The organism is Qipengyuania mesophila (genome assembly GCF_019711655.1).
GTDB lineage: Bacteria > Pseudomonadota > Alphaproteobacteria > Sphingomonadales > Sphingomonadaceae > Qipengyuania > Qipengyuania mesophila.
Map to the genome: position 1 here is coordinate 1,303,838 of NZ_JAIGNU010000001.1, position 24,096 is coordinate 1,327,933.

The 24,096-nt window shown below is 66.8% G+C and carries 27 protein-coding genes; 13 read left to right on the forward strand and 14 right to left on the reverse strand.

Features of this window, described 5'->3' with window-relative positions:
- The first annotated feature begins 2 nt into the window (after positions 1 to 2).
- Both K3181_RS06480 and spt read left to right on the forward strand, forming a co-directional pair.
- A complete protein-coding gene (locus K3181_RS06480; RefSeq protein WP_221601948.1) occupies positions 3 to 245 on the forward strand; it encodes an acyl carrier protein in 243 nt (80 codons plus the stop codon).
- Entirely contained in the window at positions 245 to 1,495 is a 1,251-nt protein-coding gene (gene spt, locus K3181_RS06485; RefSeq protein ID WP_221601950.1) for a serine palmitoyltransferase, read from the forward strand. Before K3181_RS06480 ends, spt begins: the two co-directional genes overlap by 1 nt.
- A 57-nt stretch (positions 1,496 to 1,552) precedes the next feature.
- Here spt and K3181_RS06490 read toward each other — a convergent pair whose 3' ends face one another.
- A complete protein-coding gene (locus K3181_RS06490) occupies positions 1,553 to 2,401 on the reverse strand; it encodes a sterol desaturase family protein (RefSeq protein WP_221601952.1) in 849 nt (282 codons plus the stop codon).
- A 57-nt stretch (positions 2,402 to 2,458) separates the two neighbouring features.
- Between K3181_RS06490 and K3181_RS06495 the strand changes: the two genes are divergently transcribed.
- Entirely contained in the window at positions 2,459 to 3,145 is a 687-nt protein-coding gene (locus tag K3181_RS06495) for a Crp/Fnr family transcriptional regulator (protein ID WP_221601953.1), read from the forward strand.
- Here K3181_RS06495 and K3181_RS06500 read toward each other — a convergent pair.
- From K3181_RS06500 to K3181_RS06510, 3 genes are all read right to left on the reverse strand, one after another.
- Positions 3,142 to 4,104 carry a DMT family transporter gene (locus K3181_RS06500; protein WP_247714882.1) on the reverse strand — a complete coding sequence of 321 codons (963 nt, stop codon included), beginning with the start codon at positions 4,102 to 4,104 and terminating at the stop codon, positions 3,142 to 3,144. The genes K3181_RS06495 and K3181_RS06500 overlap by 4 nt on opposite strands.
- A 98-nt stretch (positions 4,105 to 4,202) precedes the next feature.
- Positions 4,203 to 4,904 (reverse strand): aquaporin, encoded by a 702-nt coding sequence (locus K3181_RS06505; protein ID WP_247714883.1) that lies wholly within the window; start codon positions 4,902 to 4,904, stop codon positions 4,203 to 4,205.
- Positions 4,874 to 5,524: a YqaA family protein gene (locus K3181_RS06510; RefSeq protein ID WP_221601963.1), complete on the reverse strand. Its 651-nt coding sequence runs from the start codon at positions 5,522 to 5,524 to the stop codon at positions 4,874 to 4,876. Before K3181_RS06510 ends, K3181_RS06505 begins: the two co-directional genes overlap by 31 nt.
- Before the next feature lie 220 nt (positions 5,525 to 5,744).
- On the opposite strand from K3181_RS06510, the gene K3181_RS06515 reads away from it, so the two are divergent.
- Both K3181_RS06515 and K3181_RS06520 read left to right on the forward strand, forming a co-directional pair.
- A complete protein-coding gene (locus K3181_RS06515) occupies positions 5,745 to 6,194 on the forward strand; it encodes a hypothetical protein (RefSeq protein ID WP_221601966.1) in 450 nt (149 codons plus the stop codon).
- Between the two features lie 76 nt (positions 6,195 to 6,270).
- On the forward strand, positions 6,271 to 7,536 hold the full coding sequence (locus K3181_RS06520) for a DNA-packaging protein (RefSeq protein ID WP_247715013.1): 1,266 nt from the start codon (positions 6,271 to 6,273) through the stop codon (positions 7,534 to 7,536).
- A gap of 24 nt (positions 7,537 to 7,560) precedes the next feature.
- On the opposite strand, the gene K3181_RS06525 is transcribed toward K3181_RS06520, so the two are convergent.
- Together K3181_RS06525 and K3181_RS06530 are read right to left on the reverse strand one after the other, a co-directional pair.
- Positions 7,561 to 7,989, reverse strand: coding sequence for a hypothetical protein (locus tag K3181_RS06525; RefSeq protein ID WP_221601971.1), 429 nt, complete (start codon positions 7,987 to 7,989; stop codon positions 7,561 to 7,563).
- Positions 7,990 to 8,061: 72 nt separating this feature from the next.
- Positions 8,062 to 8,313: a hypothetical protein gene (locus tag K3181_RS06530; protein ID WP_221601973.1), complete on the reverse strand. Its 252-nt coding sequence runs from the start codon at positions 8,311 to 8,313 to the stop codon at positions 8,062 to 8,064.
- Between K3181_RS06530 and K3181_RS15875 the strand changes: the two genes are divergently transcribed.
- From K3181_RS15875 to K3181_RS06560, 6 genes are all read left to right on the forward strand, one after another.
- A complete protein-coding gene (locus K3181_RS15875) occupies positions 8,288 to 9,259 on the forward strand; it encodes a DUF2163 domain-containing protein (RefSeq protein ID WP_221601975.1) in 972 nt (323 codons plus the stop codon). The genes K3181_RS06530 and K3181_RS15875 overlap by 26 nt on opposite strands.
- Positions 9,256 to 9,690 carry an NlpC/P60 family protein gene (locus K3181_RS06540; RefSeq protein ID WP_221601977.1) on the forward strand — a complete coding sequence of 145 codons (435 nt, stop codon included), beginning with the start codon at positions 9,256 to 9,258 and terminating at the stop codon, positions 9,688 to 9,690. Before K3181_RS15875 ends, K3181_RS06540 begins: the two co-directional genes overlap by 4 nt.
- A complete protein-coding gene (locus tag K3181_RS06545; protein ID WP_221601987.1) occupies positions 9,678 to 11,867 on the forward strand; it encodes a phage tail protein in 2,190 nt (729 codons plus the stop codon). Before K3181_RS06540 ends, K3181_RS06545 begins: the two co-directional genes overlap by 13 nt.
- A gap of 12 nt (positions 11,868 to 11,879) precedes the next feature.
- Positions 11,880 to 12,338, forward strand: a complete 459-nt coding sequence (locus K3181_RS06550) for a DUF2793 domain-containing protein (protein ID WP_221601989.1) — start codon at positions 11,880 to 11,882, stop codon at positions 12,336 to 12,338.
- A gap of 191 nt (positions 12,339 to 12,529) precedes the next feature.
- The gene (locus K3181_RS06555) at positions 12,530 to 13,645 is read left to right on the forward strand and encodes an OmpA family protein (RefSeq protein ID WP_221601991.1); all 1,116 of its coding nucleotides are present in this window, start codon (positions 12,530 to 12,532) and stop codon (positions 13,643 to 13,645) included.
- Positions 13,646 to 13,743: 98 nt separating this feature from the next.
- Positions 13,744 to 14,274: a superoxide dismutase family protein gene (locus tag K3181_RS06560; protein WP_221601993.1), complete on the forward strand. Its 531-nt coding sequence runs from the start codon at positions 13,744 to 13,746 to the stop codon at positions 14,272 to 14,274.
- Here the strand turns inward: K3181_RS06560 and K3181_RS06565 are convergent.
- The 7 genes from K3181_RS06565 to K3181_RS15705 form a co-directional block, all read right to left on the reverse strand.
- Positions 14,271 to 15,914: an MFS transporter gene (locus K3181_RS06565; RefSeq protein WP_221601995.1), complete on the reverse strand. Its 1,644-nt coding sequence runs from the start codon at positions 15,912 to 15,914 to the stop codon at positions 14,271 to 14,273. The two genes, K3181_RS06560 and K3181_RS06565, sit on opposite strands and share 4 nt — an antisense overlap.
- A 4-nt stretch (positions 15,915 to 15,918) precedes the next feature.
- Positions 15,919 to 16,629: a 7-cyano-7-deazaguanine synthase QueC gene (gene queC, locus K3181_RS06570; RefSeq protein ID WP_221601998.1), complete on the reverse strand. Its 711-nt coding sequence runs from the start codon at positions 16,627 to 16,629 to the stop codon at positions 15,919 to 15,921.
- 44 nt (positions 16,630 to 16,673) lie between these two features.
- Positions 16,674 to 17,075, reverse strand: coding sequence for a DUF3617 domain-containing protein (locus tag K3181_RS06575; protein WP_221601999.1), 402 nt, complete (start codon positions 17,073 to 17,075; stop codon positions 16,674 to 16,676).
- A gap of 99 nt (positions 17,076 to 17,174) precedes the next feature.
- Positions 17,175 to 18,080: an Hsp33 family molecular chaperone HslO gene (hslO, locus tag K3181_RS06580; protein ID WP_221602001.1), complete on the reverse strand. Its 906-nt coding sequence runs from the start codon at positions 18,078 to 18,080 to the stop codon at positions 17,175 to 17,177.
- A gap of 52 nt (positions 18,081 to 18,132) precedes the next feature.
- Positions 18,133 to 19,056: an ornithine carbamoyltransferase gene (gene argF, locus K3181_RS06585; RefSeq protein WP_221602003.1), complete on the reverse strand. Its 924-nt coding sequence runs from the start codon at positions 19,054 to 19,056 to the stop codon at positions 18,133 to 18,135.
- 14 nt (positions 19,057 to 19,070) lie between these two features.
- Entirely contained in the window at positions 19,071 to 20,258 is a 1,188-nt protein-coding gene (locus K3181_RS06590) for an aspartate aminotransferase family protein (RefSeq protein ID WP_221602005.1), read from the reverse strand.
- 147 nt (positions 20,259 to 20,405) lie between these two features.
- Entirely contained in the window at positions 20,406 to 21,173 is a 768-nt protein-coding gene (locus K3181_RS15705) for a cold-shock protein (RefSeq protein ID WP_221602007.1), read from the reverse strand.
- Between the two features lie 246 nt (positions 21,174 to 21,419).
- On the opposite strand from K3181_RS15705, the gene K3181_RS06600 reads away from it, so the two are divergent.
- Positions 21,420 to 22,235, forward strand: coding sequence for a TerC family protein (locus K3181_RS06600; protein WP_221602010.1), 816 nt, complete (start codon positions 21,420 to 21,422; stop codon positions 22,233 to 22,235).
- Positions 22,232 to 22,672 (forward strand): protein tyrosine phosphatase family protein, encoded by a 441-nt coding sequence (locus K3181_RS06605; protein ID WP_221602012.1) that lies wholly within the window; start codon positions 22,232 to 22,234, stop codon positions 22,670 to 22,672. Before K3181_RS06600 ends, K3181_RS06605 begins: the two co-directional genes overlap by 4 nt.
- Here K3181_RS06605 and K3181_RS06610 read toward each other — a convergent pair whose 3' ends face one another.
- Positions 22,673 to 24,094, reverse strand: a complete 1,422-nt coding sequence (locus K3181_RS06610) for an amidohydrolase (protein ID WP_221602014.1) — start codon at positions 24,092 to 24,094, stop codon at positions 22,673 to 22,675. It abuts the gene before it with no gap.
- Between the last annotated feature and the right edge of the window lie 2 nt (positions 24,095 to 24,096).

A 24,096-nucleotide genomic window follows, 5' to 3' on the forward strand; every position in this document is an offset into this window, starting at 1 on the left:
CCATGGACCGAGCCGAAGTCGACGCCAGGATTCGCGAACTCGCCGCTCCCTTCAACAAGAAGGGCGTAACCATCACCGAAGACACGACCTTCGCCAACGATCTCGAATTCGACAGCCTCACCGTGATGGATTTCGTTGCCGAGATCGAGGACGAGTTCGACATCATCATCTCGATGAACCAGCAGGCCGAAATCGAGAACTACGGCCAGCTGGTCGATGCGGTCACCAAGCTGCAGGCCGACTGATGAGCGAAGGCATCATCCAGCCGGACCAGCCGGAAACGATCGAAGGAGAGGGCAAGGACCTCTTCTCCAAATTCGACGACATCATCGCGCTGCGCGAAGGGCTGCTCGCCAGCGGACAGGAAGATCCCTTCAACCTGGTGATGGAGAAGGTCCTCTCGCCAACCCGCGCGATCTGCAACGGGCGCGAGACGATCCTGCTCGGCACCTATAATTACATGGGCATGACCTTCGATCCCGACGTGATCGAGGCGGGCCAGCAGGCGCTGACCGATTTCGGCTCGGGGACCACCGGCAGCCGCGTGCTCAACGGCACCTACCAGGGCCACAAGGAGTGCGAGGAGGCGTTGAAAGACTTCTACGCCATGGACCACGCCATGGTCTTCTCGACCGGTTACCAGGCGAACCTCGGGATCATCAGCACCATCGCAGGCAAGGGCGATTACATCGTCCTCGACATCGACAGCCACGCCAGCATCTGGGACGGCTGCGCGATGGGCAATGCCGAGGTCGTGCCGTTCAAGCACAACGACATCGAGGCGATGGAAAAGCGCCTCAAGCGCATTCCCGAAGAGGCCGGCAAGCTGGTCGTGCTCGAAGGCGTCTATTCGATGCTCGGCGACATCGCGCCGCTCAAGGAAATGGTCGCGGTGGCGAAGAAATACGGCGCCATGGTGCTAGTCGACGAAGCGCATTCGATGGGCTTCATCGGCGAGAACGGCCGCGGCGTGGTCGAGCAAGCCGGGGTGATCGACGATGTCGACTTCATCATCGGCACCTTCTCCAAGAGCGTCGGCACGGTCGGCGGCTTCTGCGTCTCGAACCATCCCAAGTTCGAGATCATGCGCCTCGTCTGTCGCCCCTATGTCTTCACCGCTTCGCTGCCGCCGAGCGTGGTGGCGACCGCGGCGACCAGCATCCGCAAGCTGATGCACGGATCGAACAAGCGCGCGCATCTGTGGGAGAATTCCAAGCGTCTGCATGGCGGGCTCAAGGATCTCGGCTTCCAGCTCGGCACCGAGGAGCCGCAGAGCGCGATCATCGCGGTGATCATGCCCGACCTCGAGAAGGGCGCGGCGATGTGGGAGGCGCTGATCAAGGGCGGCCTCTACGTCAACCTCGCGCGCCCGCCGGCGACGCCCGCCAATATGACCCTGCTGCGCTGCTCGCTCTGCGCCGAGCACAGCGAAGAGGAAGTCGGGCAGATCCTCGAGATTTTCGAACAGGCGGGCAAGGACGTCGGGATTATCTAGCGCGATCGCAGGTGCGGTCGCCTGCCGGGCCCTCTCCATGCCCGGCCGGTGCCTCCCTCAGGCGGCGCTCTGCGCCGTCCCCTCTCCAATCGCCTGCGGCTCCTCGACCGGAATGCTCCCGAACAGGGGCCAGGCGAGCTGTTCGCCGAGCGAGGTTTCGGGCAGATTCTCGACCCCGTAGCTTTCGGGATAGGTCCGGGTGATCTTGGCCGTGCCGAACAGCACGTCCCAAAAGAACAGCAGGTTTCCGTAATTGCCCTTGTACTGGACCGCCGGATCGCTCGCATGCCGGCCGTGGTGGGCGTGGTGCGTGGCCGGGGTCGAGATGGTCCGCTCGACCAGCCACATCACCGGCGAGAGCCATTTGAAGCGGTAGAGCGGTCGGTCCCAGGCGACGTCCGAATGCGCGCCGGTGATGACCAGCAGCTTGACCACGATATAGCCGGCGTAAACCCAGCCGAGGCCGAGATAGATCAGCACGCCCGACAGCCAAATCCCCGGCATCATCATGTAATAGAACAGATTGTTCCGGTAGACGAGGCGGACGCTCATGTAGCGGGCGTTGTGATGCGCCCGGTGCAGATTGTAGAGCCACGCGAAGCTGTGGCTCGCCCGGTGCCACCAGTACTGCATCATGTCGTCGAGCAGCAGGAACAGCGCGACCGCCGCGAAGAGGTTGAGACCGGTCAGGGCACCCGCGTAGTGCGGCGCGACCGCCCCGGCGAGCGTCATGGAGAGGAACAGCACGGCGGGCTGGGTCAGGCCGAGCAGCACCACCATGCTGACCGCCTCGACGATGCCGTCGTCGCGCGTCTGTTCGGACTTGGCGAAGAGGTTCGAGCGCCACAGCTCGAGCAGGGCAAAGCCGAGATAGATGGCGATGATGGCCAGGGTCGACGATGGCATGGGCGGGATCCTCTGTGGTTTGTGCGGTGGAGGATTACCGGCTAGGAGCGACGAAGAATGTCGGATGTTTTACATTCTCGCTCCTCGCTGCGCGCGGCGGTCTCGCCGATGCTCTACGCCTCGCTGGAGCCCGCGCTGCGCGGGGAGATCGAGGCGCGCACGCATGTGCGGCGTTTCGCCGACGGGCAGATCATCCAGCAGCGTGGCGAGGACCCCGACGGCTTCTGGCTGATCGAGCACGGCATGGTGGTCGCCGGCCAGTTCCTCGCCGAGGGCACATTTCGCGCGGTCGCGGTGCTCGGGCCGGGCGATTCCTATGGCGAACTGGCGATGTTCTCGCAGCGTCCGCGCGTGGTCGACGCGGTGTCGCGCGGGGCGAGCACGGTGCGCTTCATTCCCGCCGGTCTGTTCCTCGAATGCCTCGCGCGGCACCCCGCCTCGGGCCGCGCGCTGCTCGGCGCGCTGTCGGTTCAGGTGCAGGAGTTGATCAACCTCGTGGTCGACATGCGGCGGGGCACCGCGACCACGCGCATGGCGCTGCTGCTGAGCAATATGGCCGAGGGGCTCGAGGTAGGCGAGGTGCTGCCGGTGACCCAGGAGGAGCTCGCCGAGCTGCTCGGCGTCACCCGCCCGACCGCCAATACCGCACTGCGCGAACTCGCCGCGGCGGGGCTCATCGAGCGCGGCTACGGCCAGCTCCGCATTCGCGACCGCGCCGCGCTGGCGCGCTTCGCGCTCGGCTAGGTATCGCGGCCCTGGAAGAGGCCCGGATCGCTTGCCGAGCGCGGGCGGAGGAGCAGGCGCGGCACTCGCCCGTCGATCGCCAGCAGCCCCGCTCCGATCAGCGCCATGCCCATCCAGTGCGCGGGTGCCAGCACCTCGCCCAGCACCAGCGCGCCGAGCAGGATCGCGGTGACCGGGATGAGGAAGGTGACGAGCAGCAGGTTGGTCGCCCCGACGCGCGCGAGCAGGCGGAAATAGAGCACATAGGCGGCGGCGGTCGAGAGCAGCACCAGCCCGGCGAGCGCGCCCCACACCGCCACCGGCGGTGCGGGCAGGCGCCAGGGCGTATCGACCCACAGCACCAGCGGCAGCAGCACCGCGGCCGAGCAGGCGAGCTGGCCGCAGGCGGTCGCCAACGGCGCCACGCCCAGCGCGCGGAAGCGCCGCCCGTAGATCCCCGCCAGCGCATAGGAGAGCGTCGCCACAAGGCAGGCGGCCTGTGCCCACACGGCCGCCCCGCCCATCCCCGCCAGCGCCTCGCCGCCGACCATCACCACCACGCCCGCAAAGCCGCAGGAGAGCCCGGCGAGCTTGGCCGGGGTCGCCTTCTCGTCGGGGGTGAGGAGATGCGCCACCACCACGCCCCATAGCGGCGTGGTCGCGTTGAGAATCGCGGCGAGCCCGCCGGCGATCTGTGTCTGCCCCCAGGTGAGCAGCGAGAAGGGAACGACATTGTTGAGCAGTGCCATGCCGAGGAAGGCCGCCCAGATGCGCGCGTCGCGGGGCATGCGCGCACCCGTGGCGCGGGCGACGAGGTAGAGCACCCCCGCCCCCAGCGTGACGCGCAGCAGCACCAGCGTAAAGGGCGGCAGGCCGCGCAGGCCGAGCTCGACGAAAAAGAAGGATCCGCCCCAGAGTATCGAGAGGAGCACCAGCATCCCCCAGTCGCGCGGTCCCATCGCGCTGCCGATCGTCGTCATTCTGCCTCCTGCCGCACATGGTCGGCGGCGCAAAAGCAGAGCGGTGTGTCGCGCGCATCCCGAAGCTTGCGGTCAAAGAGGCGCGAGGCGGTGCGCGGTCAGGGCGCCTCTTCGGGCGGACCCACCAGCCAGCCGGCGAGCGCGGTTGCGGCGATAGTGCCGGCGAGCTGCGCGAGCACGAAGCCGGGGACGTCGGCTGGCGCGATCCCGGCAAAACTGTCGGAGAGGCTGCGCACCACAGTGATCGCGGGATTGGCGAAGCTGGTCGAGCTGGTGAACCAGTAGGCCGCGGTGATGTAGAGCGCGACACCCGCGGGGATGGCCTCGGCGCGGGTGCGCAGCAGCACCAGGATCGTCAGCACCAGCCCGAAAGTGGCGACGAATTCGCCGGTCGACTGGCCGATCCCGGCGCGCGCCTTGGTGCTGAACTGGAGTATCTCCATGTCGAACATCAGGTGCACGGCGAAGGCGCCGAGCACGCCCGCGCCGAGCTGGACCGCGACGTAAAGCGACGCGTCGCGCGGCGGGAGTTCGCGGCGCAGCGCGAAGGCGAGCGTCACCGCGGGGTTGAAATGCGCGCCCGAGATCGGGCCGAGCATGGCGATCAGCACATAGAGTACCGCGCCGGTGGCAATGGTGTTGGCGAGCAGCGCGAGCGCGTCGTTGCCCTGCGCCAGCCCCTCGGCCATCACGCCGGAACCGATGACGCCGGCGAAAAGGAAGAAGCTGCCGATCGCCTCGGCGGTGAGGCGACGGGCGAGCGCGGGCGTCATGCAGGCTGCGTGGCGGCAGCGGCGCATTTCTCCGCCGTCGCCTGGTCCTCGCCGCCGTCGAGATAGGCGACCGCGACGAAACCGGCGATCACCAGCACAACGAAGCCCACCGTCACCAGCCCGAGATACTTGTCGATGAAGCGCTTGATCGGGGCGCCGAACAGGCGGAACAGCACGCCGACGATCATGAAGCTGATCGACCGGCTGACGATGCTGGCGAGGATGAAGGGCACCAGCGCCATGCCGATGAAGCCCGCGGTGATCGTCAGCAGCTTGAAGGGGATCGGCGTCGCGCCCTTCACGATCAGGATCTCCACCCCGTATTCGCGCAGGTAGCAGGCGGCGACGGGGAAGCTCTCGCTGAGCCCGAGCCAGCGCAGCAGATCCTGCCCGATGGTATCGTAGAGTCCCCAGCCGATGGCATAGCCGAGCAGCCCGCCCGCAACCGAGGCGAGCGTCGCCACCATGGCGAACTTCACCGCCTTCTTCGGTTCGGCGAGACACATCAGCCCGAGCAGCGGATGCGGAGGTACGGGGAAAAAGCTCGCCTCGACGAAGGAGACCAGCGCCAGCCAGCCCATCGCATGCGGATGCGCGGCCTTCTCCATGGTCCAGTCGTACAGCCCGCGCAGCGGTTTCATGATCATGATTCGGGGAAATCCCTCGCGTCCCGTGGTGGAGCGGGGATTAGGCGAGCCCCGCCGCGTAGGCAAGCGTCTCGCAATAACCTATTTGGTTCTTTTGTCTTGACATCGTCACGCTATTTGGGTACATATTGCGAACATCGGAAAACTGCGATTCGCCGGGGCGGCTCCATCGGGAGGCCGCCCTTCGTCGTTTCGCGCTCGGCGCAATCGGGAGGGACGCATGGCACGACGGAACTGGGCGACGATCTTCCTCAACCAGCTCGCCGAGACTTCCAACGTCAAGGCGGCGGCCGAGGCGGCCAATGTCAGCCAGAGCCTGGTCTACAAGCGCCGCCGCGACGATCCCGACTTCGCGCGGCAGTGGTACGACGCGCTCGCCGAAGGGTACGACAATCTCGAGATGGAGTTGCTCGGCCGGTTGCGCGAAGGACGTCTCGAAGAGACCGACGCGGACGGCACGAAGCGCAAGTTCGATATCGGCACCGCCTTTCGCTGCCTCATCGCGCATCGCGAGACGGTCAATCGCGAAAAAGGCCGCCGCACGCTCGAGGACGAGGTCGCGACGATGAAATCGATCAATGCGAAGATCGACGCCATCCGCGCGAGAGAAGAGACCGCTGCCGCGCTCGACGCCAAGCGCCAGCAGAAACGCACGCCGCGTGACGGATAGCAACCGCGCCAGCCGCGGAAGCTGGTTCCGCGCGCCCGACGATAAGGGCGAGGAGCGGCGCCACAATCTCGACAAGCTGCTCCTGCCGCATGAGCGCGCGGCGCTCGGCAGCTGGCACTGGGAGATCTGGGGCCGCGACGAGCAATTGCCGCCTCCGGGCGAGTGGCGCGTGTGGTTGATCTGCGCCGGGCGCGGCTTCGGCAAGACGCGCGCGGGCGCCGAATGGGTGCGCAATCTCGCGCGACACGATCCCGAGGCGCGAATCGCGCTGGTCGGCGCCTCGCTTGGCGAGGTGCGCAGCGTGATGGTCGAAGGCGAAAGCGGCGTGCTCAATGCCGCACGTGGATCGCTGATGCCCGATTACGAACCCTCGCTGCGACGGCTGCAATGGCCCAATGGCGCGCAGGCCTTCCTCTATTCCGCGGCCGAGCCCGACAGCCTGCGCGGCCCGCAACACAGCCACGCCTGGTGCGACGAGATCGCCAAATGGGACAATGCCGGCGGCCGCGCGCTGGCGGCGTGGGATAATCTGCAGCTCGGCCTGCGGCTGGGCGAGAGCCCGCGCCTCCTCGCAACCAGCACGCCGCGCCGCGTCGCACTGATGGCACGGCTCTACGACGAAGCGCGTTCGGGCGCGGTGGTAGTGGCGACCGGTCGCACCGGCGACAATGCCGGCGCACTGCCGATGCGCTTCTACGAGGCGATGCTCGACCAGTTCGGCCACTCCTCGCTCGGGCGGCAGGAACTCGACGGCGAAATGCTGACCGAAGCCGAAGGCGCGCTCTGGACGCGTGCGCTGCTCGAAGCCTGCCGCGACGCGGGCTTCGCCGATCCGCTGCTGCGCGTGGTGGTCGGCGTCGATCCGCCGGCGAGCGATCGCGGCGATGCCTGCGGGATCGTCGTCTGCGGTGTGGGCGCGAGCGGGATCGGGCAGGTGCTCGCCGATTGCTCGGTCGAACAGGCCAGCCCCGAGACCTGGGCGCGCGCGGTGGCCGAGACCGCGCGCGGCTGGCAGGCCGACCGCGTAATCGCCGAGGCCAACCAGGGCGGCCAGATGGTCGCCAGCGTATTGCGCGCGGCGGATATCTCGCTGCCGCTCAGGCTGGTCCATGCCAGCCGCGGCAAGGTGGCGCGTGCCGAACCCGTCGCCGCGCTCTACGAGGCCGGCCGCGTGCGGCATGCCGGACTGTTCGCGAAGCTGGAGGACCAGCTCTGCGGATTGCTCGCGGGCGGCGGCTACGAAGGTCCGGGCAGATCGCCCGACCGCGCCGACGCGCTCGTGTGGGCGCTGACGGAGTTGATGTTGGCGACGAGCAAGAGGCCGAGGGTCCACAAATTCTGACGGCGGCGAACCCCGACAGGTTCATCAATCGTACCAAACCGCCACAGGCTTATGTCCTTCGGCAATCGCGCATTCTTCATATTTGGCGTTGGGGATGAACCCCTCCCACACCTCGTCGGGTGCGAGATGTTCGGGGAACCAGTTCCTCACCTCGTCTTCGCCGACTTCCGTCATTATCCACACGGTATCAGAAAACGGCCATGCAACTCCGGGAGCTTCGACAGACGTGATCTGAATTCGGACATCGCTGACTTCGGATCGGGATCTGATGTCCATGAACAACTCGAAAAATTCCGCGGGTTCGGGCTCTGATTCAAGATTGCAACCGATCGAGCCGATCTCGTCATTGCCGTCGAAAAACTCCTCCAGCGACAGCAACGGGCTGGGCACTGAAGGACGTTCCGGATCGCCGTGCCTCATCGCTCTTTGCGTGACCCGTTCCAACGCCGTCATTAGCCGATCTCCTCGATACCGTGCGGACATGCGATAAGGGAATTCGAAGCTCCGCGTGCTCGCAGAGCGCGATCATCGCTGCCCGTCGCCCCTCTTGAAGCGCAGGGACTCGCCCTCGCGCACGAAGCGGGAATCGGGCCCGTGAGCATACAGATCCCTTGAGGCCATCTTCCGGCAGGCGGGGTTGCGGTTGATCCGCAGCGCCACGAGCCGCCGCATCTCGTCGTCGGCGAAGATCAGATCGTGCGCTTCCTGGATCGAACACCCGAACTTCTCGCGGGTGCGCTTCACCAGGGCGATGAAATCGCTGTTCTCGAATTCCACGGCACCCTCCTGCGTCCCCGGCGCGTATTGGGCCATTCTGACCCCCGAGTCCCGGAGAAATCAATGTCTTTCCTCACCACGCTCGCTTCCGCCTTCAAGGGCGGGGGCGGATCGCGCGTGCCCGTGGCGCGCGGCTTCGTCAGCCCCTGGGCGGCCGGTTTCGACGGCGGGCCGCTGCAGCGCGCGCCCTTCGACTACAGCCGCGAAGTGGCCGAGGCCTATCTCGCCAATCCGGTGGCGCAGCGCAGCGTGCGGATCGTCGCCGAGGGGGTCGGCGGCGCACCGCTCGCCTGCGCCGACGATCGGCTTCGAGGACGATCCGGGCGACGTCGAGGGCGCGCTCAGCCACGATGCGGTGCGCGCCGAAGACTTGGCCGCCGGGAGGTTCGACGGCGCGCGCATCGAGAGCGGGATCGTCGACTGGGACACGCTCGATCGCGCCACGCTCTACAGCGGCACCATCGCCGGACTGCGACAGGAGGGCAGCGGCTTCCGCGCCGAGCTCGCCTCGGCCAAGGCGCGGCTGGCGCAGGATAACGTTCCGCTGTCGAGCCCGACGTGCCGTGCGCATTTCTGCGGTCCGGGATGCGGGCTCAGTTCGGCGGCGCATAGTGCCCGCGCGCGCGTCGTGGCCCTCGATGCCGATTCCGGCATGGTGACGCTCGATCTCGCCGACGCCGCGCCTTTTCGCCACGGCGAATTGCGCTGGCTCGACGGTCCCGCAACGGGCTTGGCGGCGCGAATCCTCGACACCGATGGCAGCCTGCTGACGCTCGCGGGGCGCCTCGACCCTTCGCTCGGCGAAGGACTGCGCGTACGACTTCGCGAGGGCTGCGATCGCACCATCGCCACTTGCGCCGCGCGTTTCGGCAATGCGGTCAACTTCCGTGGCGAGCCCTTCCTCCCGGGCAACGACATGCTCGCGCACTACCCGATGCCGCGATGAGGGAGCCCGTTGCGGAAGCCTTCGCGCGGGCCGCCGAGGCGCTGGTCGGCACGCGCTTCCGCCTCCACGGGCGCGATCCCGCGACGGGGCTCGATTGCGTCGGGCTGGTCGGCGTCGCGCTGGCGGCCTGCGGGCGGCGGATCCGCTACCTGCAGGGCTACCGCCTCCGCAACCTGTGCATCGAGAACTGGCTGGAGTTCGCCGAGAGCAACGGTCTCTGCCGCTGCACCGGCCCGGTCCGGCGCGGCGATGTGATCCTGACCCGGCCCGGACCCGCGCAACACCATTTGCTCGTCGCGCTCGGCGCGGGCCGCTTCGTCCATGCCCATGCCGGGCTGCGGCGCGTGGCCTCGCAGGCGCTCATCCTCCCCCAACTGCCGCCCGCACACTGGCGGCTCGATCCCGATCCGGAGCATCTATGGCAACGCTAGTCCTCGGCGCCCTCGGCACGCTGGTCGGCGGACCGCTGGGCGGCGCGCTCGGCGCGACGCTCGGCCGCAGCCTCGACGCGATGATCATCGGCAGTCCCCGCCGAGAAGGTCCGCGGCTCAAGGAACTCGCGGTGAGCACTTCGAGCTATGGCCAGCCGGTCCCGGCGCTCTATGGCAAGACGCGCGTTGCCGGCACCGTGATCTGGGCGACCGATCTCGAGGAACGGCGCGAGACCAGCGGCGGCGGCAAGGGCAAGCCCAGGACCACCAGCTACAGCTACAGCGTCTCGCTCGCCGTGGCGCTTTCCAGCCGCCCGATCGATGCGGTCGGGCGGATCTGGGCCGACGGCAATTTGCTGCGCGGACGGGCGGGTGATCTCAAGACCGGCGGAACATTGCGCTGCCATTCCGGCCATGCCGACCAGCAACCCGACCCGCTCATGGCTGCGGCGATCGGACCGCAGTGTCCGGCGCATCGCGGCTGCGCCTATGTCGTGTTCGAGGATCTCGCGCTGGAGGATTTCGGCAACCGCATCCCCGCGCTCAGTTTCGAGGTCCTTGCAAGTCCCGCGAGCGGCCTGGTGCCAGACATCGCCGCGCTCGGCGATATGGACAGCAGCAACGCCGCATTTCCCGAACTCGCGGGCTTCATCCACGAAGGCGGCAGCCCGGCACAAGTGCTCGCGCTGGTCGACCGGTTGCGACCGCTCGCGGTCACGGAGCCGGCCGGCATTGCCAGTATAGAGGGCATCGTAACGCCGGGTGGCGACATCCCCATGTTGCCCTTGCCGTCCGCATGGGAAGAGGGCGAGTTCGGGCGCGAGGACGGTCGGACGCTGTCGCGCAGGTCGGGCCCGGCGGGCGCGCTATCGGCGTTGCGCTATTACGATCCGGTCCGCGACTACCAGCCGGGCCTCCAGCGGGCCGAAGGGCTGGAGCCGGCGCGCGGACAGGAAGTGCTCGAATTTCCCGGCACCTTCTCGGCGAGCGATGCCCGGTCGCTGGTCGCGCTGGCCTCCGCTCGCGAGCAGCAGGATCGCGAGCAGCTCGCCTGGCGGATGGCCGAACTCGATCCCGATCTCGGGCCCGGCAGCATCGTGCGCGCGCCCGGCCAGACCGGCCTGTGGCGGATCACGGGGTGGGAATGGCGCGAGCGCGGTATCGAACTCGAACTGGTCCGCTTCGTCGCGCCAAGCCCGGCAAGCGTGGCAGGCGATGGCGGCTCCGCCTGGACCCCGGCGGATCGCGATGCTGTCGCCACCCGCCTGCGGGCCTTCGAATTGCCCTGGGACGGGATCGGTTCGAGCGCATCGGTCCAGCGCTACGTCGCCCTTGGCGCTCCGACCGGGCGCTGGTCGGGCGCCGCGCTCTATCGCTCGAGCGGCGCCGCGCTCGAGCCCCTGGCACAAGGCGGCCCCGTGCGCGCGGTTTCCGGTACACTCCTCGATGCCGTCGGACCCAATCCGGGGTTGCGCCTCGACCCCGCAGCGACTCTGCGTCTCGCCCTCGACGATGCCGAGAGCGAGCTCGAACCGGCCACAACCACCGCCCTCGCCCTCGGCGCCAACCGGTTGCTGGTGGGGAGCGAGGTCCTCCAGTTCGCACAGGCCGAGCCCGAGGGCGGAGGCGTCTGGCGGCTCGCCGGCCTGCTGCGGGGTCGCGGCGGGACCGAGCGCGAGGCGCTGGCGGGCCATGCACCCGGCACGCCGGCCACACTGCTTGACGAGCGCCTGCTGGCGCTGCCCTCCGATCTTTCGCTGGCGCAGGGCGATCGACTGGCCGCGATCGGCCTCGCCGAGGACGAACCGGTCACCGCCATCCTCGAGGATGCGGGCCGCAGTCGGCGACTGCCCTTTCCCGTCCATCCGCGGTCCGCAATCGATGCGCAGGGCGCGCTCACGCTGGGCTGGACACGACGCGCTCGCGGCGGCTGGGCCTGGCTCGACGAGGTCGATCAACCGCTCGTCGAGCAGGTCGAAGCCTACGAAGTCGGTCTCGGCGCACCCGACACACCCGCCGCGCTCTGGACTGTTTCCGCACCCTGCCTCGTCCTCAGTGCCGCCGAGGTCGCCAATCTCTCGGCCCTTCATCCCGGCGAACCGCTGTGGGTCCGCCAAAAGGGCAGTTTCGCCAAATCCGCACCGCTTTACCTCGCCACGCTACCCGCCCTCGCCTGACAGGAGTTCGCCATGACCGAGCCCATTGCCTTCGACCCCCGATCCGCCCGCCACGCACTGCCCCTGCTCGTGGCCGGACAGGCGCAGAAGGAGTTCTTCGTCAACGAAGCCTTCGCCCGGATCGACGTCCTGCTCCATCCGGCGATCGAAGGCGAAGCGACCGAGCCGCCGGGTTCCCCCTCCCCCGGCGAATGCTGGCTGGTGGCCGCACAAGCGAGCGGCGCCTGGGCCGGGCGCGACAACGAATTGGCGAGCTGGGATGGAAGCCAGTGGACCTATTGCGCGCCGTGCGAAGGCATGCTGCTGTTCGACAGGTCGACCAGCGCGCGGATCGTCTTCAGCGGCGGCTGGCAGCGGGTTTCGCGACCCGCCACCCCCGCCGACGGAACGGTCGTCGACGTCGAGGCCCGGGCGGCGATCTCCGCAATTAGCGACATGCTTGCAACACTCGGACTCATTCCGCCGTCCTGACGGGAACCGCATGCCCGCAGCGCCGTTCGGCTCACACGGAAGGGGAACCTTTTCCCGGAACCCCTTCTAAGCGCGCGGGAAAAGCGGCATTAATGCAACAGTTCCCGCCGATTGTTTGCTTGCCACCTTGGGGGTTGAAAGATAGATATGTTCCACTCGGTGGCTCCAATTCGCAAAAAGGGGAAACTATAATGCGGAAATTCGTCATAGGAATGGCGATGGCCTCTACGGCCCTTGCGTCGCCAGCCCTGGCAAAGGATGACAGCTGGTATATCGGCGGTGAATTCGGCGCGATGCTCGTCGAAGACGGCGATTTCACGATCAACAGCACCAGCGACGAGCACGAAATCAGCCACGCAACTGGCTACGATGGCGGTGGCTACGTCGGTTACGACTTCGGCGGCTTCCGCCTGGAAGCTGAAGTCAGCTATCGCGATGCGAACCTGGATGGCATCCAGGTCGGTGCGCCTGGCATCCTCCTCGCCAACGGCTTCACGGCTCAGCCCGGCTTCTACAACCTGGATGGCAGCGGCGCGAACTCGCTCTCGTTCATGCTGAACGGCCTGCTCGACTTCGGTCCCGATGACGGCCTTCAGGGCTTCGTCGGCGGCGGTGTCGGTGTTGCCCGCACCAGCTACGAAGTCACCTTCGACCCCACCTCCGCGTCGTCGATCGACGATTCGGACAGCGGTATGGCCTGGCAGATCCTCGCCGGCGTTCGCGCTCCGCTGACCGACAATGTCGATGTCGGCCTGCGCTATCGCTACTACAACGCCCAGGATGTGGAACTGGTGGATCTCGGCGGCAACACGCTGCAGGATACCTTCACCAGCCACTCGCTGATGGGTACGCTCGAGTACAACTTCGGGGCTCCGCCGCCGCCGCCTCCGCCGCCGCCGCCGCCCCCGCCGCCGCCTCCCCCGCCGCCTCCGCCCCCGCCGCCGCCGGCGCCGGTCTGCGAGACGGGTCCGTACATCGTCTTCTTCAACTGGGACAAGTCGGACATCACTCCGGAAGCGGCGACGATCCTCGACAACGCGGTTTCGGCCTACGCCAACTGCGGCACCGCCGCGGTCATGCTGGCCGGTCACACCGACCGTTCGGGTTCGGCGACCTACAACATGGGTCTCGCCGAGCGCCGCAACACCGCGGTCCGCGGTTACCTGACCTCGCGCGGTATTCCGGATGGCCGGATCACCAGCGAAGCCTTCGGTGAATCGCAGCCGCGCGTTCCGACCGCCGACGGCGTCCGCGAACTGCAGAACCGTCGCGTCGAAATCACTTACGGTCCGGGTTCGGGCATGTAAGCGAAGGCGACACGCCAAGACAAGAGAAGGGGCCGGAGCGATCCGGCCCCTTTTTCGTTGGCTTGGCAGGAACCGCTTTTCAGATCGAAAGGATCGCCATGACTACCCGCCTCTTGCTGCCCTCGATTGCCGCGTCGCTCGCCCTTGCCGGTTGCACGACAGTCGATGCGCTGCCCACCGACCGGGTGGGCGAAGCGCGCCTCACCTTCGCCAACGGCCTGCCCGCCGGCACCGTCCAGCTGCTCAGCAACGGCACCACGGTCAGCGTCGCGGTGGCGGCGGTTGGCCTGCCCGCCGGCGAACACGGCTTCCACCTCCATGCGATCGGCCAGTGCGAAGCCCCCGATTTCAAAAGTGCCGGCGGCCACCTCAATCCGGGCCAGGCAACGCATGGGTCGCTATCCTCTGGCGGCAAGCACCTCGGCGACATGCCCAATCTCGCAGTTGGCGCCAATCGCACCGGCAGCACAGAAGTGGCGCTCGAAGGGGATGCGCGCGCCGTGCTCGAGGACATTTTCGACGCCGACGGCACCGCAGTGGTGATCCACGCCGATCCCGACGACTATCGCTCCGATCCGGCCGGCAATGCCGGCGCGCGGATCGCCTGCGGGGTGCTGAGGCCGGCCTAGACCGCCTCGCCCGCGGCGCGCGCGCGCTCGACCACAGAGGCGCTGGCTGCCGGCACGAGCTTCAGGGCTACCAGCAGCAGTGCCAGACCGAACGGAGCCGCAATCAGCGTAGTCAGCATACCGGTGCTCAAACCGCCTGCGCTGACCGACGAGACATAGCCCGCCAGGAATGGTCCGATTCCGAGCCCGATGAGCGTCGTCGACAGGAAGAAGATCGCGGTCGCCATGCCGCGCATCCGCGGCAGGACCAGAGCCTGGCTGGTGGCAGCTGCCGCGCCCAGAGCGGATGCAGAGGTCATCTGCGCAAGAAAGCTCGCGATGTAGAAGACCAGAAGGCTGTCGGTCGTATAGGCCACCACGATCGGCGGCAGCGAAGCGACCAAGCCGAACAGCACGACCATGACGCGACCGTTCTCGAATCTCTCGAGCAGGAGATCGGCCATCCGTCCCCCGACGATGACGCCGAGGAATCCTGCCAGTGCCGATGGCGCGCCGAGGAACCAGCCGAGGTCGGTCTTGTCCGCTCCGAGAACGCGCTCTGCATAAGGTGCACCCCAGTACGAGGCCGCATAGGCCATGAAAGCGACGGTTCCGTATCCGAGCACGACGCTGAGGAATGCAGGCGACCCCCATGTGAGGCGGAAGGTCGGCAAGTCGCGAGTGTGCAACGCCGTCGCCCAGCTGAAGACTGCGTAGTAACCGACACCGAGAAACAACCACTGATCGCTGATTGGCAGCCCTGCTGCCGAGAGGCCGATGGCTTCGGACAGGTACGCCGATGCCCCCGGCGTGATCGATGTGAGGAAAATCGCCAGCGCGGAAAATCCCGCCAGGCCAGCGAGATTGACCGTGAATGCTCCCGGTCCGCGCTGGAATGCTCCGAGCAGCGTAAAGGGCGGAATGACCTGGAAGAGCTCCTGCAAGAACCCCCGGAAGGGCTTGGGGTTCTCAGGCGTGGGAAGTCCGTCGATCGCCCCGCGCACCGGTTCGCGCAGGGTCAAAACCCACAGCGCCAGCAGCAGGCCGGGAAGGCCGACGGACAGGAAAGCGGCCTGCCAGCCAACCAGGCCAAGCGGACCGCCATCAGGATAGGCCTTGTTCCAGTTCTCGACGACGAGCCCGCCGATCAGCAGCGAGATGCCGCCACCGATGTACAGGCCACTCGAATAGATCGCCAAGGCGGTCGCGCGCAGCCGCGCGGGAAACCAGTCGGAAATGAGCGAGTAGGCGGATGGGCTGGCGGTCGCCTCGCCCACGCCGACGCCCACGCGTGCCGCAGTCAGTGTCCCGGCATTCTTGGCAAAGCCGGACAGCGCGGTCATCGTCGACCACAGCGCGAGGCCGAGGCTCATCAAGCGGACACGTTTCCAGCTGTCGGCCAGCTTGCCCAGCGGAATGCCGAACAGCGCATAGAAGACCGCGAAGGCGGTGCCGTAGAGAAAGCCGAGATAATCGTCCTCGACGCCAAGGTCGGCCTTGATGTCGTTGGCGAGGATCGAGAGGATCTGCCGGTCGATGAAATTGAGGACGTAGATCAGGACCAGGACGCCGAGCGCATACCAGCTGTAAGCTGGGACCTTGTCCGCCCCCCCACCGGTTGCAGTCTCGGCAGGCGTGGCGACATCCTTCGCTTCGGTCAAAACCCTACTCCGTCAGTTCTGGGGCGTCCTTGGAATAGGGTGTGGTATCGACAAGCCCCGCTTCGGCAAAGCCTTTTCGCCGCAAGCGACAGGAATCGCAGGCGCCGCAGGCCAGGCCCTCGGGGGTCGGATCGTAGCAGGACCAGCTCCACGCCGGATCGAGGCCGAGCCGGTGGCATTCGCGCGCGATGTCCGCCTTGGACATGTGCTGCAGCGGGGCATGGATGATGAAGGGTGCACCTTCGACGCCCTGCTTCGTGCCGAGCCGCGCGGTCTCGGCGAAGCTGGCGATGAACTCGGGACGGCAGTCGGGATAGCCCGAATAGTCGAGCGCGTTGACCCCGATGAAGATGTCGCGCGAGGCGGCGGTCTCGGCGAAAGCGGTAGTCAGCGCCAGGAACACGAGGTTGCGCGCCGGCACATAGGTGACGGGGATGTCGTTGCCGACCCCGTCCTTGGGAACGGCGATGTCCGCCGTCAGCGCCGAGCCGCCGAATTGCCGCAGATCGAGCGGGAGTTCGACATGGCGTTCGACGCCGAGCTTGTCCGCGATCGCGCGCGCCGACTGCAGTTCTCGCACGTGCCGCTGGCCATAATCGATCGTCAGCACGTGCAGCGCATGTCCGCGCTCGCGCGCGATCGCCGCGGTGACCATGGAATCGAGCCCGCCCGAGAGGAGGACGACGGCGGGGCCGGGTTGATCGAGTGTGGTCATGCCGCCCCGCTATGCGCGAATGCGGCCTGCTGCAAGCCGGGCGCTCAGCCGCAGGTGCCGGTGCGCCGCGCTTCCGCCGTGAACTGGAACGGCTTGCCACCGGCGATGCCCTGGCTGTCGAGCTGGACGAGGCTGGACGATTCCTTGCGGATATGCGTCCGGCCATAGCCGTTGCCGCGGCAGGTGTACTGGACGGTGACCGTACCCGCCTCATCCTCGATCACGAAGCGGTTGCAGTCGCCTTCGGGGTGCCGCAGCTGGATCAGCTCGCGGCCGGTGCGGACGCAGATCTTGCGCGCCGGGCTGCCGTCGCGGAACCGGACTTCCCAGCCCCCGCTATCGAGACTGTCGAGCATGGCCAGCGATGCCTGCGCGACGACGGGCGCGGCGAAGGCCGCGAGCGACGCGCCCAGCGCCGCAATGAAGAGTGCCCGTTTACGAGCCATAGCGAAATTGACCTTTCGTCCGTGAAACCAGACGCGCCCGCGATTCGCTGTTACTACAGCACAATCGCGATGAACCGTTGTACAACAACGACACGCCGTTCACACTTCGATGCCGAACTGCTTCGAGCAGAATGCGCAATCGACCAGGACGATCCCGTCTTCATTGCGCATGTCCTCGCGATCCTCTTCGGGAAAACGTTCGAGCACTTCGCGATAATGTTCGACCGAGCAGCGACAGCCGCGCGCGATGGCCGCGCCGCGCTCGACGCGCACCTCCTCCTCTTCGTGGAACAGCCGCCAGGCAATCGCCTCGAGCGACAGCGCGGGGTCGAGCAGTTCCTCGTGACGCAGCGATCCGGCGAGGATGGCGACATGTTCCCATTCGGGATGGTCGAGCTTGGTATGAAGCCTTTCGCGCCCCTCCTCGCCCTCGGCGAGATGCTGGACCAGCAGGCCCGCCGCGCGCACGCCGTCACTGTCCGACCGCACCGCGCAGCGGATCAGCGTCGGCACCTGCTCGGACTGGTAGAAATAGCGCTCGCAGGCCTCGGCCAGGCTGGCACCCTCGAGCGGAACGATGCCCTGATAGCGACCCTTGCCGCCGGCGAGGTCGAAGGTGATCGCGAGGTAGCCCTTGCCGAACAGCGCGAAGAGCGAGGGATTGGCGCCCAGTTCGGCCAGCCGCGCTGCGTCGAAATCGACGTAGCCGCGGAGCTCGCCGCCCTTGTAGTCACACACCAGCAGGCGCACCGCACCGGCTTCGGTCTGCGCCTGCATGGTGACCTGCGAGCCGTCATCCTTGACCAGCCCGCCCATCAGCACAGCCAGCACCAGCGCCTCTGCCAGAAGGTGGGTTATCGGGGGAGGATAGTCGTGCGCGGCGAGGATCTCGTCGAGCGTGCTGTCGAGCCGCACGAGTCGGCCGCGGGCATCGCGCGAGGGGATGGTGAAAGCGAGCAGTCGTCCGGCATAGGTTTCCGGCGCAGTATCGGGGGTAGCGTCCATCGCCGCCATATGGGGCGCGTTCGGCCGGTTGTGTAGGGCGCGCCGCCCGCTGTCAGATTTTACCGAAACACCACAGCAGCACCGACTTCTGCGCGTGGATGCGGTTCTCGGCCTCGTCGAACACCACCGAGCGCTCGCTCTCGAAGACTTCCTCGGTCACTTCCTCGCCGACATGCGCGGGCAGGCAGTGGAGGAATTTGGCGTCCGCTTTCGCGCTTTGCATGAGCCCCTCCGTGACCTGGAACGGGGCCATCGCGGCGAGCTTGTTGTGGACATGCTCCTGCCCCATTGAGACCCAGGTATCAGTGACGACGATGTCGGCCCCGGCGGCGGCCTCCCGCGCATCATGCGTCAGCGTCACCGTGGCACCGCCCGCGCGCGCCATCTCGACGAATTCGGCATCGGGTTCGTAGCCCTGCGGCGCGCCGACGCGGACGTTGAACTTCATTAGCCCGGCGGCTTCGAGGATCGAATGCAGCACATTGTTGCCATCGCCGAGCCAGGCGAGTTCGAGCCCGGGCAGCGCCTTGCCGTGCTCGACCATGGTCAGCAGGTCGGCGACGATCTGGCACGGGTGCGAGCGGTCGGTCAGCCCGTTGATGACCGGGACGTGGGCATAATGCGCCAGTTCCTCGGCCTTGGCATGGTCGTCGGTCCGGATCATGATCGCATCGACCATGCGGCTGAGCACGCGCGCGGTATCGGCAATGCTCTCGCCGCGCCCGAGCTGGCTGGTACCCGAATCGAGGATCAGCGCCGATCCACCGAGCTGGCGCATACCCATGTCGAAGCTGACCCGCGTGCGGGTCGAATTCTTCTCGAAGATCATGCCGAGCACATGGTCCGCCAGCGGCGCATCGGCATCGGGCCTGCCCTTGGGCCAGCTGCCGCGCGCCGCCTTGCGGTCCTGCGCGTCGTTGATCATGGCGGCGATCGCGTCCCCACCTGCATCCGAAAGGTCGAGGAAATGCCGCATGCTACCTGCCCTGTTCAGCCGGCCGGATCGTAGCTCGCGGCACCCGCCGAAAGCTTGTCGAAGAATTCGTCGAATTCGGCATCGCCCGCCACCAGCGGCGGGAGCACGCGCAGCGTGTTGTCGCCCGCAGCCACGGTCAGCAGCTGGTGGTTGTCGCGCAGGTGGACGAAGAAGGGTCGGCTTTCGACCTTCATCTTGAGGCCGAGCATAAGGCCCTTGCCGCGGACCAGTTCGAACAGTTCGGGATAATTGCCGATGAACTGTTCGAGCCGGGTGCGCAGGCGTTCGCCTTTCTCGGTGACCTCGGCGAGGAATTCGTCATTGGCGACCGCTTCCATCACCGCCTTGCCCGCTGCCATGGCGAGCGGGTTGCCGCCGTAGGTCGAGCCGTGCGTGCCGAAGCCCATACCGCGTGCGGCCTTCTCGGTCGCGAGGCAGGCACCCAGCGGGAAACCGCCACCAATCCCCTTGGCGGTGGCCATGATGTCGGGCTCGATGCCGTAATGTTCATAGGCGTAGAGCTTGCCGGTGCGCGCGACGCCGCACTGGACCTCGTCGAAGACCAGCATGAGGTCGTTCTCGTCGGCCAGTTGGCGCAGCCCGCGGATGAACTCTTCGCTGCCGGGGCGGATGCCGCCCTCGCCCTGGATCGGCTCGACCAGGAAACCCGCGGTCTTGTCGCTCATCAGCGACTTGGCGTGCTCGAGATTGTCGAATTCGGCATATTGGAACCCGGCGAGCAGCGGCATGAAGCCCTTGTGCATCTTCTCCTGGTTCGAGGCGCTGATGGTCGCCATCGTGCGGCCGTGGAAAGCGTTGGTGAAGGTGATCAGCTCGGTCCGGTTCGGATCACCACCTTCGTGCTGGTGATAGGCGCGTGCAGTCTTGATCGCGCATTCGACCGCCTCCGCGCCCGAATTGGTGAAGAAGACGGTGTCAGCAAAGGTCTTGTCGACCAGCATCTGCGCCAGCTCTTCGCCCTGCGGGCTGCCGTAGAGGTTGGAGACATGCATCAGCGTCTCGGCCTGGCGCTGGATCGCGCCGATCAGCCCGGCGTGGCTGTGGCCGAGCAGGTTCACCGCGATCCCGCTGGCGAAATCGAGATAGCGCGTGCCGTCCTCGTCGATCAGATGGCAGTGTTCGCCCTTGACCGGGCGCACCCCGCAGCGCGGATAGACGGGCATCAGCGGCGAAATCGACATGGGTCCTCCAGCAGCACCTCTTGTGCGGGTGCGTTCTCGGTTGAAAGACAAATGGCGGTCCCGCGAAGGAACCGCCATCTGCGTGTTTGCCAGCGATCTATTGCGTCTCGCGCGCCGGGTCAAACCGGATCGCGCGGGGCGCCCGCCTCAGCCCTCGACGGGGACGAGGTTGACCGCCGAATATTTGCCGCGTCGATCGACCTCGAGGTCGAATTCGTAGCGTTCGCCTTCGTTGATCCCGGCGAGACCCGAGCGTTCGACGGCACTGATGTGGACGAAGGCGTCCGGCTGGCCATCGTCGCGGGTCAGGAAGCCGAAGCCCTTCATCGAGTTGAAGAACTTGACCGTGCCGGTGGCCTTTTCGCCGGTCAGCTCGCGGCGCGGAGCGCCGGCTGCTGCACTGCGTTCGCCACGGTCACCGCCGCGCGATTGCACGGGGATGACATCGCCGACGACCTGCAGGTCCTGTGCCGAAACCTTGCCGCCGCGATCGACGAGGTTGAATTCGAGCTCCTGCCCTTCCGCCAGGCCTTCGAGGCCGGCGCGTTCGACCGCACTGATGTGGACGAACACGTCCTCACCGCCGGTTTCCTGCTGGATGAAGCCGAAGCCCTTTTGGCCGTTGAAGAATTTCACCGTGCCCTTGCCGGTGCCGACGACCTGCGCAGGCATACGGTTGAAACCGCCGCCACCGCCACCGCCGCCGCCACGCGGGCCGCCACCGAAGCCGCCGCCGCGATTGCCGCCGCCGAAACCGCCGCGATCGCCGCCACGGTCACCGCCGCCGAAACGATCGCCCTGGAACGCTTCGTGCGGAGCGAAATCGGACGGGGGTCCGCCGAAATTGTCGAAACCTTCCTCGCCGAAACCGTCGCGCTTATCCCGTCCGCGGCGGCGCCCTCTGTCGTAACCCATAAGTCGAACAATACCTTGTCGTGCAGCCTGCAAGTCGGATGTCGGCGGAAAGGAAGGCTGCATTCCCCCCGTCGCGGGCGAGCACGAAACCCACCCTTGCTTATTCGTCATAGCGCGAAAGATGGCCATGCGCGAACAATTTAGCGGCAGGAGCCAGCAAACCGCAGAAATGTGACATTTTCGCATGGCGAATGAGCACCAAATGACGGCTTGAACGCAGCGCGGGGCTTGGGCACAGAGTTTCCCATGGAATTCCTCTCCCTGTTCGCCGAGCCCGCCACCTGGCTCGCGCTGCTCACATTGATTGCGCTCGAGGTCGTACTCGGCGTCGACAATCTCATCTTCATCGCGATTCTCTCGAACAAGCTTCCCGAGGATCAGCAGCAGCGCGCCCGGCGAATCGGCCTGGCGCTCGCACTGATCATGCGCATCGGCCTGCTGATGCTGATCGGATGGCTGGTCACGCTACAGACGCCAATCTTCGATCTCGGCCTGGTCGGAGCGCCCAACCAGTATGGCGAACCGAGTTTCGAGACGGCATTTTCGGGCCGCGACCTGATCCTGCTCCTCGGGGGACTGTTCCTGTTGTGGAAGGCGACCAAGGAGATCCACCATTCGATGGAGCCGGAAGACGATTCGGGCGATTTGCTCGACAAGACGCCGGGCGTGGCCGATGCTGCCAAGGCGACGTTCGGCGCGGTGATTGCGCAGATCGTCGCGATCGACATCGTCTTCTCGGTCGATTCGATCCTCACCGCCGTGGGCATGACCGACGACATTCCCATCATGGTCCTGGCAGTCGTGATTACGGTAGCCATTATGATGGTCGCCGCCGACCCGCTGGCAAGGTTCATCGAGAAGAACCCGACGCTGGTGATGCTGGCCCTCGCCTTCTTGGTGATGATCGGCCTCGTGCTGATCGCCGACGGTTTCGGCTTCCACGTGCCCAAGGGCTATATCTACGCCGCAATGGGCTTTTCGGTCGGCGTCGAGATCCTCAACATCATTCAGCGCAAACGCCGGGCAAGCAAGCTCGCAGCGGGCAAGGGAGACGCATCGTGAGCCAGTTCCGCAAGCTCTCCGACACCTTCTACGCCAGCCCTCAAGTAACGCCCGGCGAGATTTCCGAAGCGGCGGCGATGGGCATCACGCTGGTGGTCAACAACCGCCCCGACGGCGAGGCACCCGACCAACCACCCGGCGCGGAAATCGAGGCGGCGGCGCGCGCCGCGGGGATGGACTATCTCGCCATTCCCGTTGGCAGCGCGGGCTTCAGCGAACCGCAGGTCGAACAGCTGCAGCAGGCGCTGGCGGGCGCAGCGGGGCCGGTGCTCGGCTTCTGCCGCTCGGGAACCCGCTCGACGCTATTATGGTCGCTCGCCCAGGCGCGTTCGGGCGAAGACCCGGAGGAGATCGCCGAAGCCGCGGCCGAAGTCGGCTACGATGTCGCCCCGGTGCGTCCGGCGATGGATATGCTCGCGGCCCGCGCGCGCGGCTGACTACTGACGATAGTCGAGCGGCGGCTTGCGGTCGCCGAGTAGCGATTCGTAGACATAGTCCTCGCCCCGTGCGGCGATGAATTCGGCCTTCGCCGTCTCGCGCAGCTGCGGGTTGGTGTAGAGCTCGACCGCCGCCAGCACCATCGCCTTGGCGGCGTGCTGGGTGCCCTTGGCGCCGTAGCTGGTGCCGCTCGCCGCTACCGCCTGCCAGCTATGCGCTGCGGTGCCGGGGACCCAAGTTGCGGTGCGCACGCTGACCGTGGGCACCGCGCGGCTGACGTCGCCCACGTCGGTCGAGCCATAGCCGGTGATGACGGCATAATCCTCGACCATCTGCGCTGTCGAGAGTTCGGGCGCATCCTCGCCGAGGCTCTCGCGGATAGTCGCCGCCCACTCCAGTTCCTGGGGCGTGTACTCGATCGGGTCGAGCGCGCGGAGCTTCTCGGTCATCATCAGTTGGAGCGATTCGAGCGGCAGCGTCGGATTGTTGCCGTGGATGATCTCCCAGTCGACTTGCGTCCCCGTTCCCATGGCCGCGCCCTTCGCCGCCGCCTCGAGCCGGGTCCACAAGGCGCGCACCTCGTCCGCATCCGAATGGCGCACGTAATAGAAGACCTCGGCGAAATCGGGCACGACGTTGGGCGCCTTGCCGCCTTCGGTAATGACGTAATGGATCCGCGTGTCCATCGTGGTGTGCTCGCGCATCATGTTGACCATCATGTTCATCGCCTCGACTCCGTCGAGCGCCGAGCGTCCGCGTTCGGGGGCGCCTGCGGCATGCGCCGAGACGCCGTGGAAACGGAACTTGCCCGAGCGATTGGCAAGGCTCATGCGCGAGGCCGCCGAATTGTCGTCGGACGGGTGCCAGTCGATCACGAAATCGGCATCGTCGAACAGGCCGGCGCGCGCCATGTAGACCTTGCCCGAACCGCCTTCTTCGGCGGGCGTGCCGTAGAGCCGTACGCGGCCCGGCGTACCGGTCGCCTCGAGCCAGTTCTTGATGGCAATCGCCGCGGTCAGCGAGCCGGCGCCGAAGAGATTATGCCCGCAGGCATGGCCCGCATGCTTGTCCGCCAGCGGGTCGCGTATTGGCGAGGTCGACTGAGTGATCCCGGGCAGCGCGTCGAATTCGGCGAGCAGGCCGATCACCGGCCCCTCGGTTCCCCACTCGGCGACGAATGCGGTGGGAATCCCGGCGACGCCCGGGCGGATTGCGAAGCCTTCCTTCTGCAATTCATCGACCAGCAGCCCGCTCGAGCGCGTTTCGAGATAGCCGAGCTCGGCATAGTCCCAGATCTGCTTGGCAACGCGCGCAGTGCGCTCCTGCTCGGCCTCGACCTGGGCGACCGGATCGGTGGCCTGGGCAAAGGCCGGCGCGGCGACGAGCGCGGCCCCGACGGCGAGAACGGCGAAAGCTTTCATGG

Excerpts from the sequence above, each read along its gene's own strand:
- K3181_RS06480 (WP_221601948.1), top strand. The coding sequence starts at position 3 with ATGGACCGAGCCGAAGTCGACGCCAGGATTCGCGAACTCGCCGCTCCC.
- spt (WP_221601950.1), top strand. The coding sequence starts at position 245 with ATGAGCGAAGGCATCATCCAGCCGGACCAGCCGGAAACGATCGAAGGA.
- K3181_RS06490 (WP_221601952.1), bottom strand. The coding sequence starts at position 2,401 with ATGCCATCGTCGACCCTGGCCATCATCGCCATCTATCTCGGCTTTGCC.
- K3181_RS06495 (WP_221601953.1), top strand. The coding sequence starts at position 2,459 with ATGTCGGATGTTTTACATTCTCGCTCCTCGCTGCGCGCGGCGGTCTCG.
- K3181_RS06500 (WP_247714882.1), bottom strand. The coding sequence starts at position 4,104 with ATGACGACGATCGGCAGCGCGATGGGACCGCGCGACTGGGGGATGCTG.
- K3181_RS06505 (WP_247714883.1), bottom strand. The coding sequence starts at position 4,904 with ATGCGCCGCTGCCGCCACGCAGCCTGCATGACGCCCGCGCTCGCCCGT.
- K3181_RS06510 (WP_221601963.1), bottom strand. The coding sequence starts at position 5,524 with ATGATCATGAAACCGCTGCGCGGGCTGTACGACTGGACCATGGAGAAG.
- K3181_RS06515 (WP_221601966.1), top strand. The coding sequence starts at position 5,745 with ATGGCACGACGGAACTGGGCGACGATCTTCCTCAACCAGCTCGCCGAG.
- K3181_RS06525 (WP_221601971.1), bottom strand. The coding sequence starts at position 7,989 with ATGACGGCGTTGGAACGGGTCACGCAAAGAGCGATGAGGCACGGCGAT.
- K3181_RS15875 (WP_221601975.1), top strand. The coding sequence starts at position 8,288 with ATGAAATCGCTGTTCTCGAATTCCACGGCACCCTCCTGCGTCCCCGGC.
- K3181_RS06540 (WP_221601977.1), top strand. The coding sequence starts at position 9,256 with ATGAGGGAGCCCGTTGCGGAAGCCTTCGCGCGGGCCGCCGAGGCGCTG.
- K3181_RS06545 (WP_221601987.1), top strand. The coding sequence starts at position 9,678 with ATGGCAACGCTAGTCCTCGGCGCCCTCGGCACGCTGGTCGGCGGACCG.
- K3181_RS06550 (WP_221601989.1), top strand. The coding sequence starts at position 11,880 with ATGACCGAGCCCATTGCCTTCGACCCCCGATCCGCCCGCCACGCACTG.
- K3181_RS06555 (WP_221601991.1), top strand. The coding sequence starts at position 12,530 with ATGCGGAAATTCGTCATAGGAATGGCGATGGCCTCTACGGCCCTTGCG.
- K3181_RS06560 (WP_221601993.1), top strand. The coding sequence starts at position 13,744 with ATGACTACCCGCCTCTTGCTGCCCTCGATTGCCGCGTCGCTCGCCCTT.
- queC (WP_221601998.1), bottom strand. The coding sequence starts at position 16,629 with ATGACCACACTCGATCAACCCGGCCCCGCCGTCGTCCTCCTCTCGGGC.
- K3181_RS06575 (WP_221601999.1), bottom strand. The coding sequence starts at position 17,075 with ATGGCTCGTAAACGGGCACTCTTCATTGCGGCGCTGGGCGCGTCGCTC.
- hslO (WP_221602001.1), bottom strand. The coding sequence starts at position 18,080 with ATGGACGCTACCCCCGATACTGCGCCGGAAACCTATGCCGGACGACTG.
- argF (WP_221602003.1), bottom strand. The coding sequence starts at position 19,056 with ATGCGGCATTTCCTCGACCTTTCGGATGCAGGTGGGGACGCGATCGCC.
- K3181_RS06590 (WP_221602005.1), bottom strand. The coding sequence starts at position 20,258 with ATGTCGATTTCGCCGCTGATGCCCGTCTATCCGCGCTGCGGGGTGCGC.
- K3181_RS15705 (WP_221602007.1), bottom strand. The coding sequence starts at position 21,173 with ATGGGTTACGACAGAGGGCGCCGCCGCGGACGGGATAAGCGCGACGGT.
- K3181_RS06600 (WP_221602010.1), top strand. The coding sequence starts at position 21,420 with ATGGAATTCCTCTCCCTGTTCGCCGAGCCCGCCACCTGGCTCGCGCTG.
- K3181_RS06610 (WP_221602014.1), bottom strand. The coding sequence starts at position 24,094 with ATGAAAGCTTTCGCCGTTCTCGCCGTCGGGGCCGCGCTCGTCGCCGCG.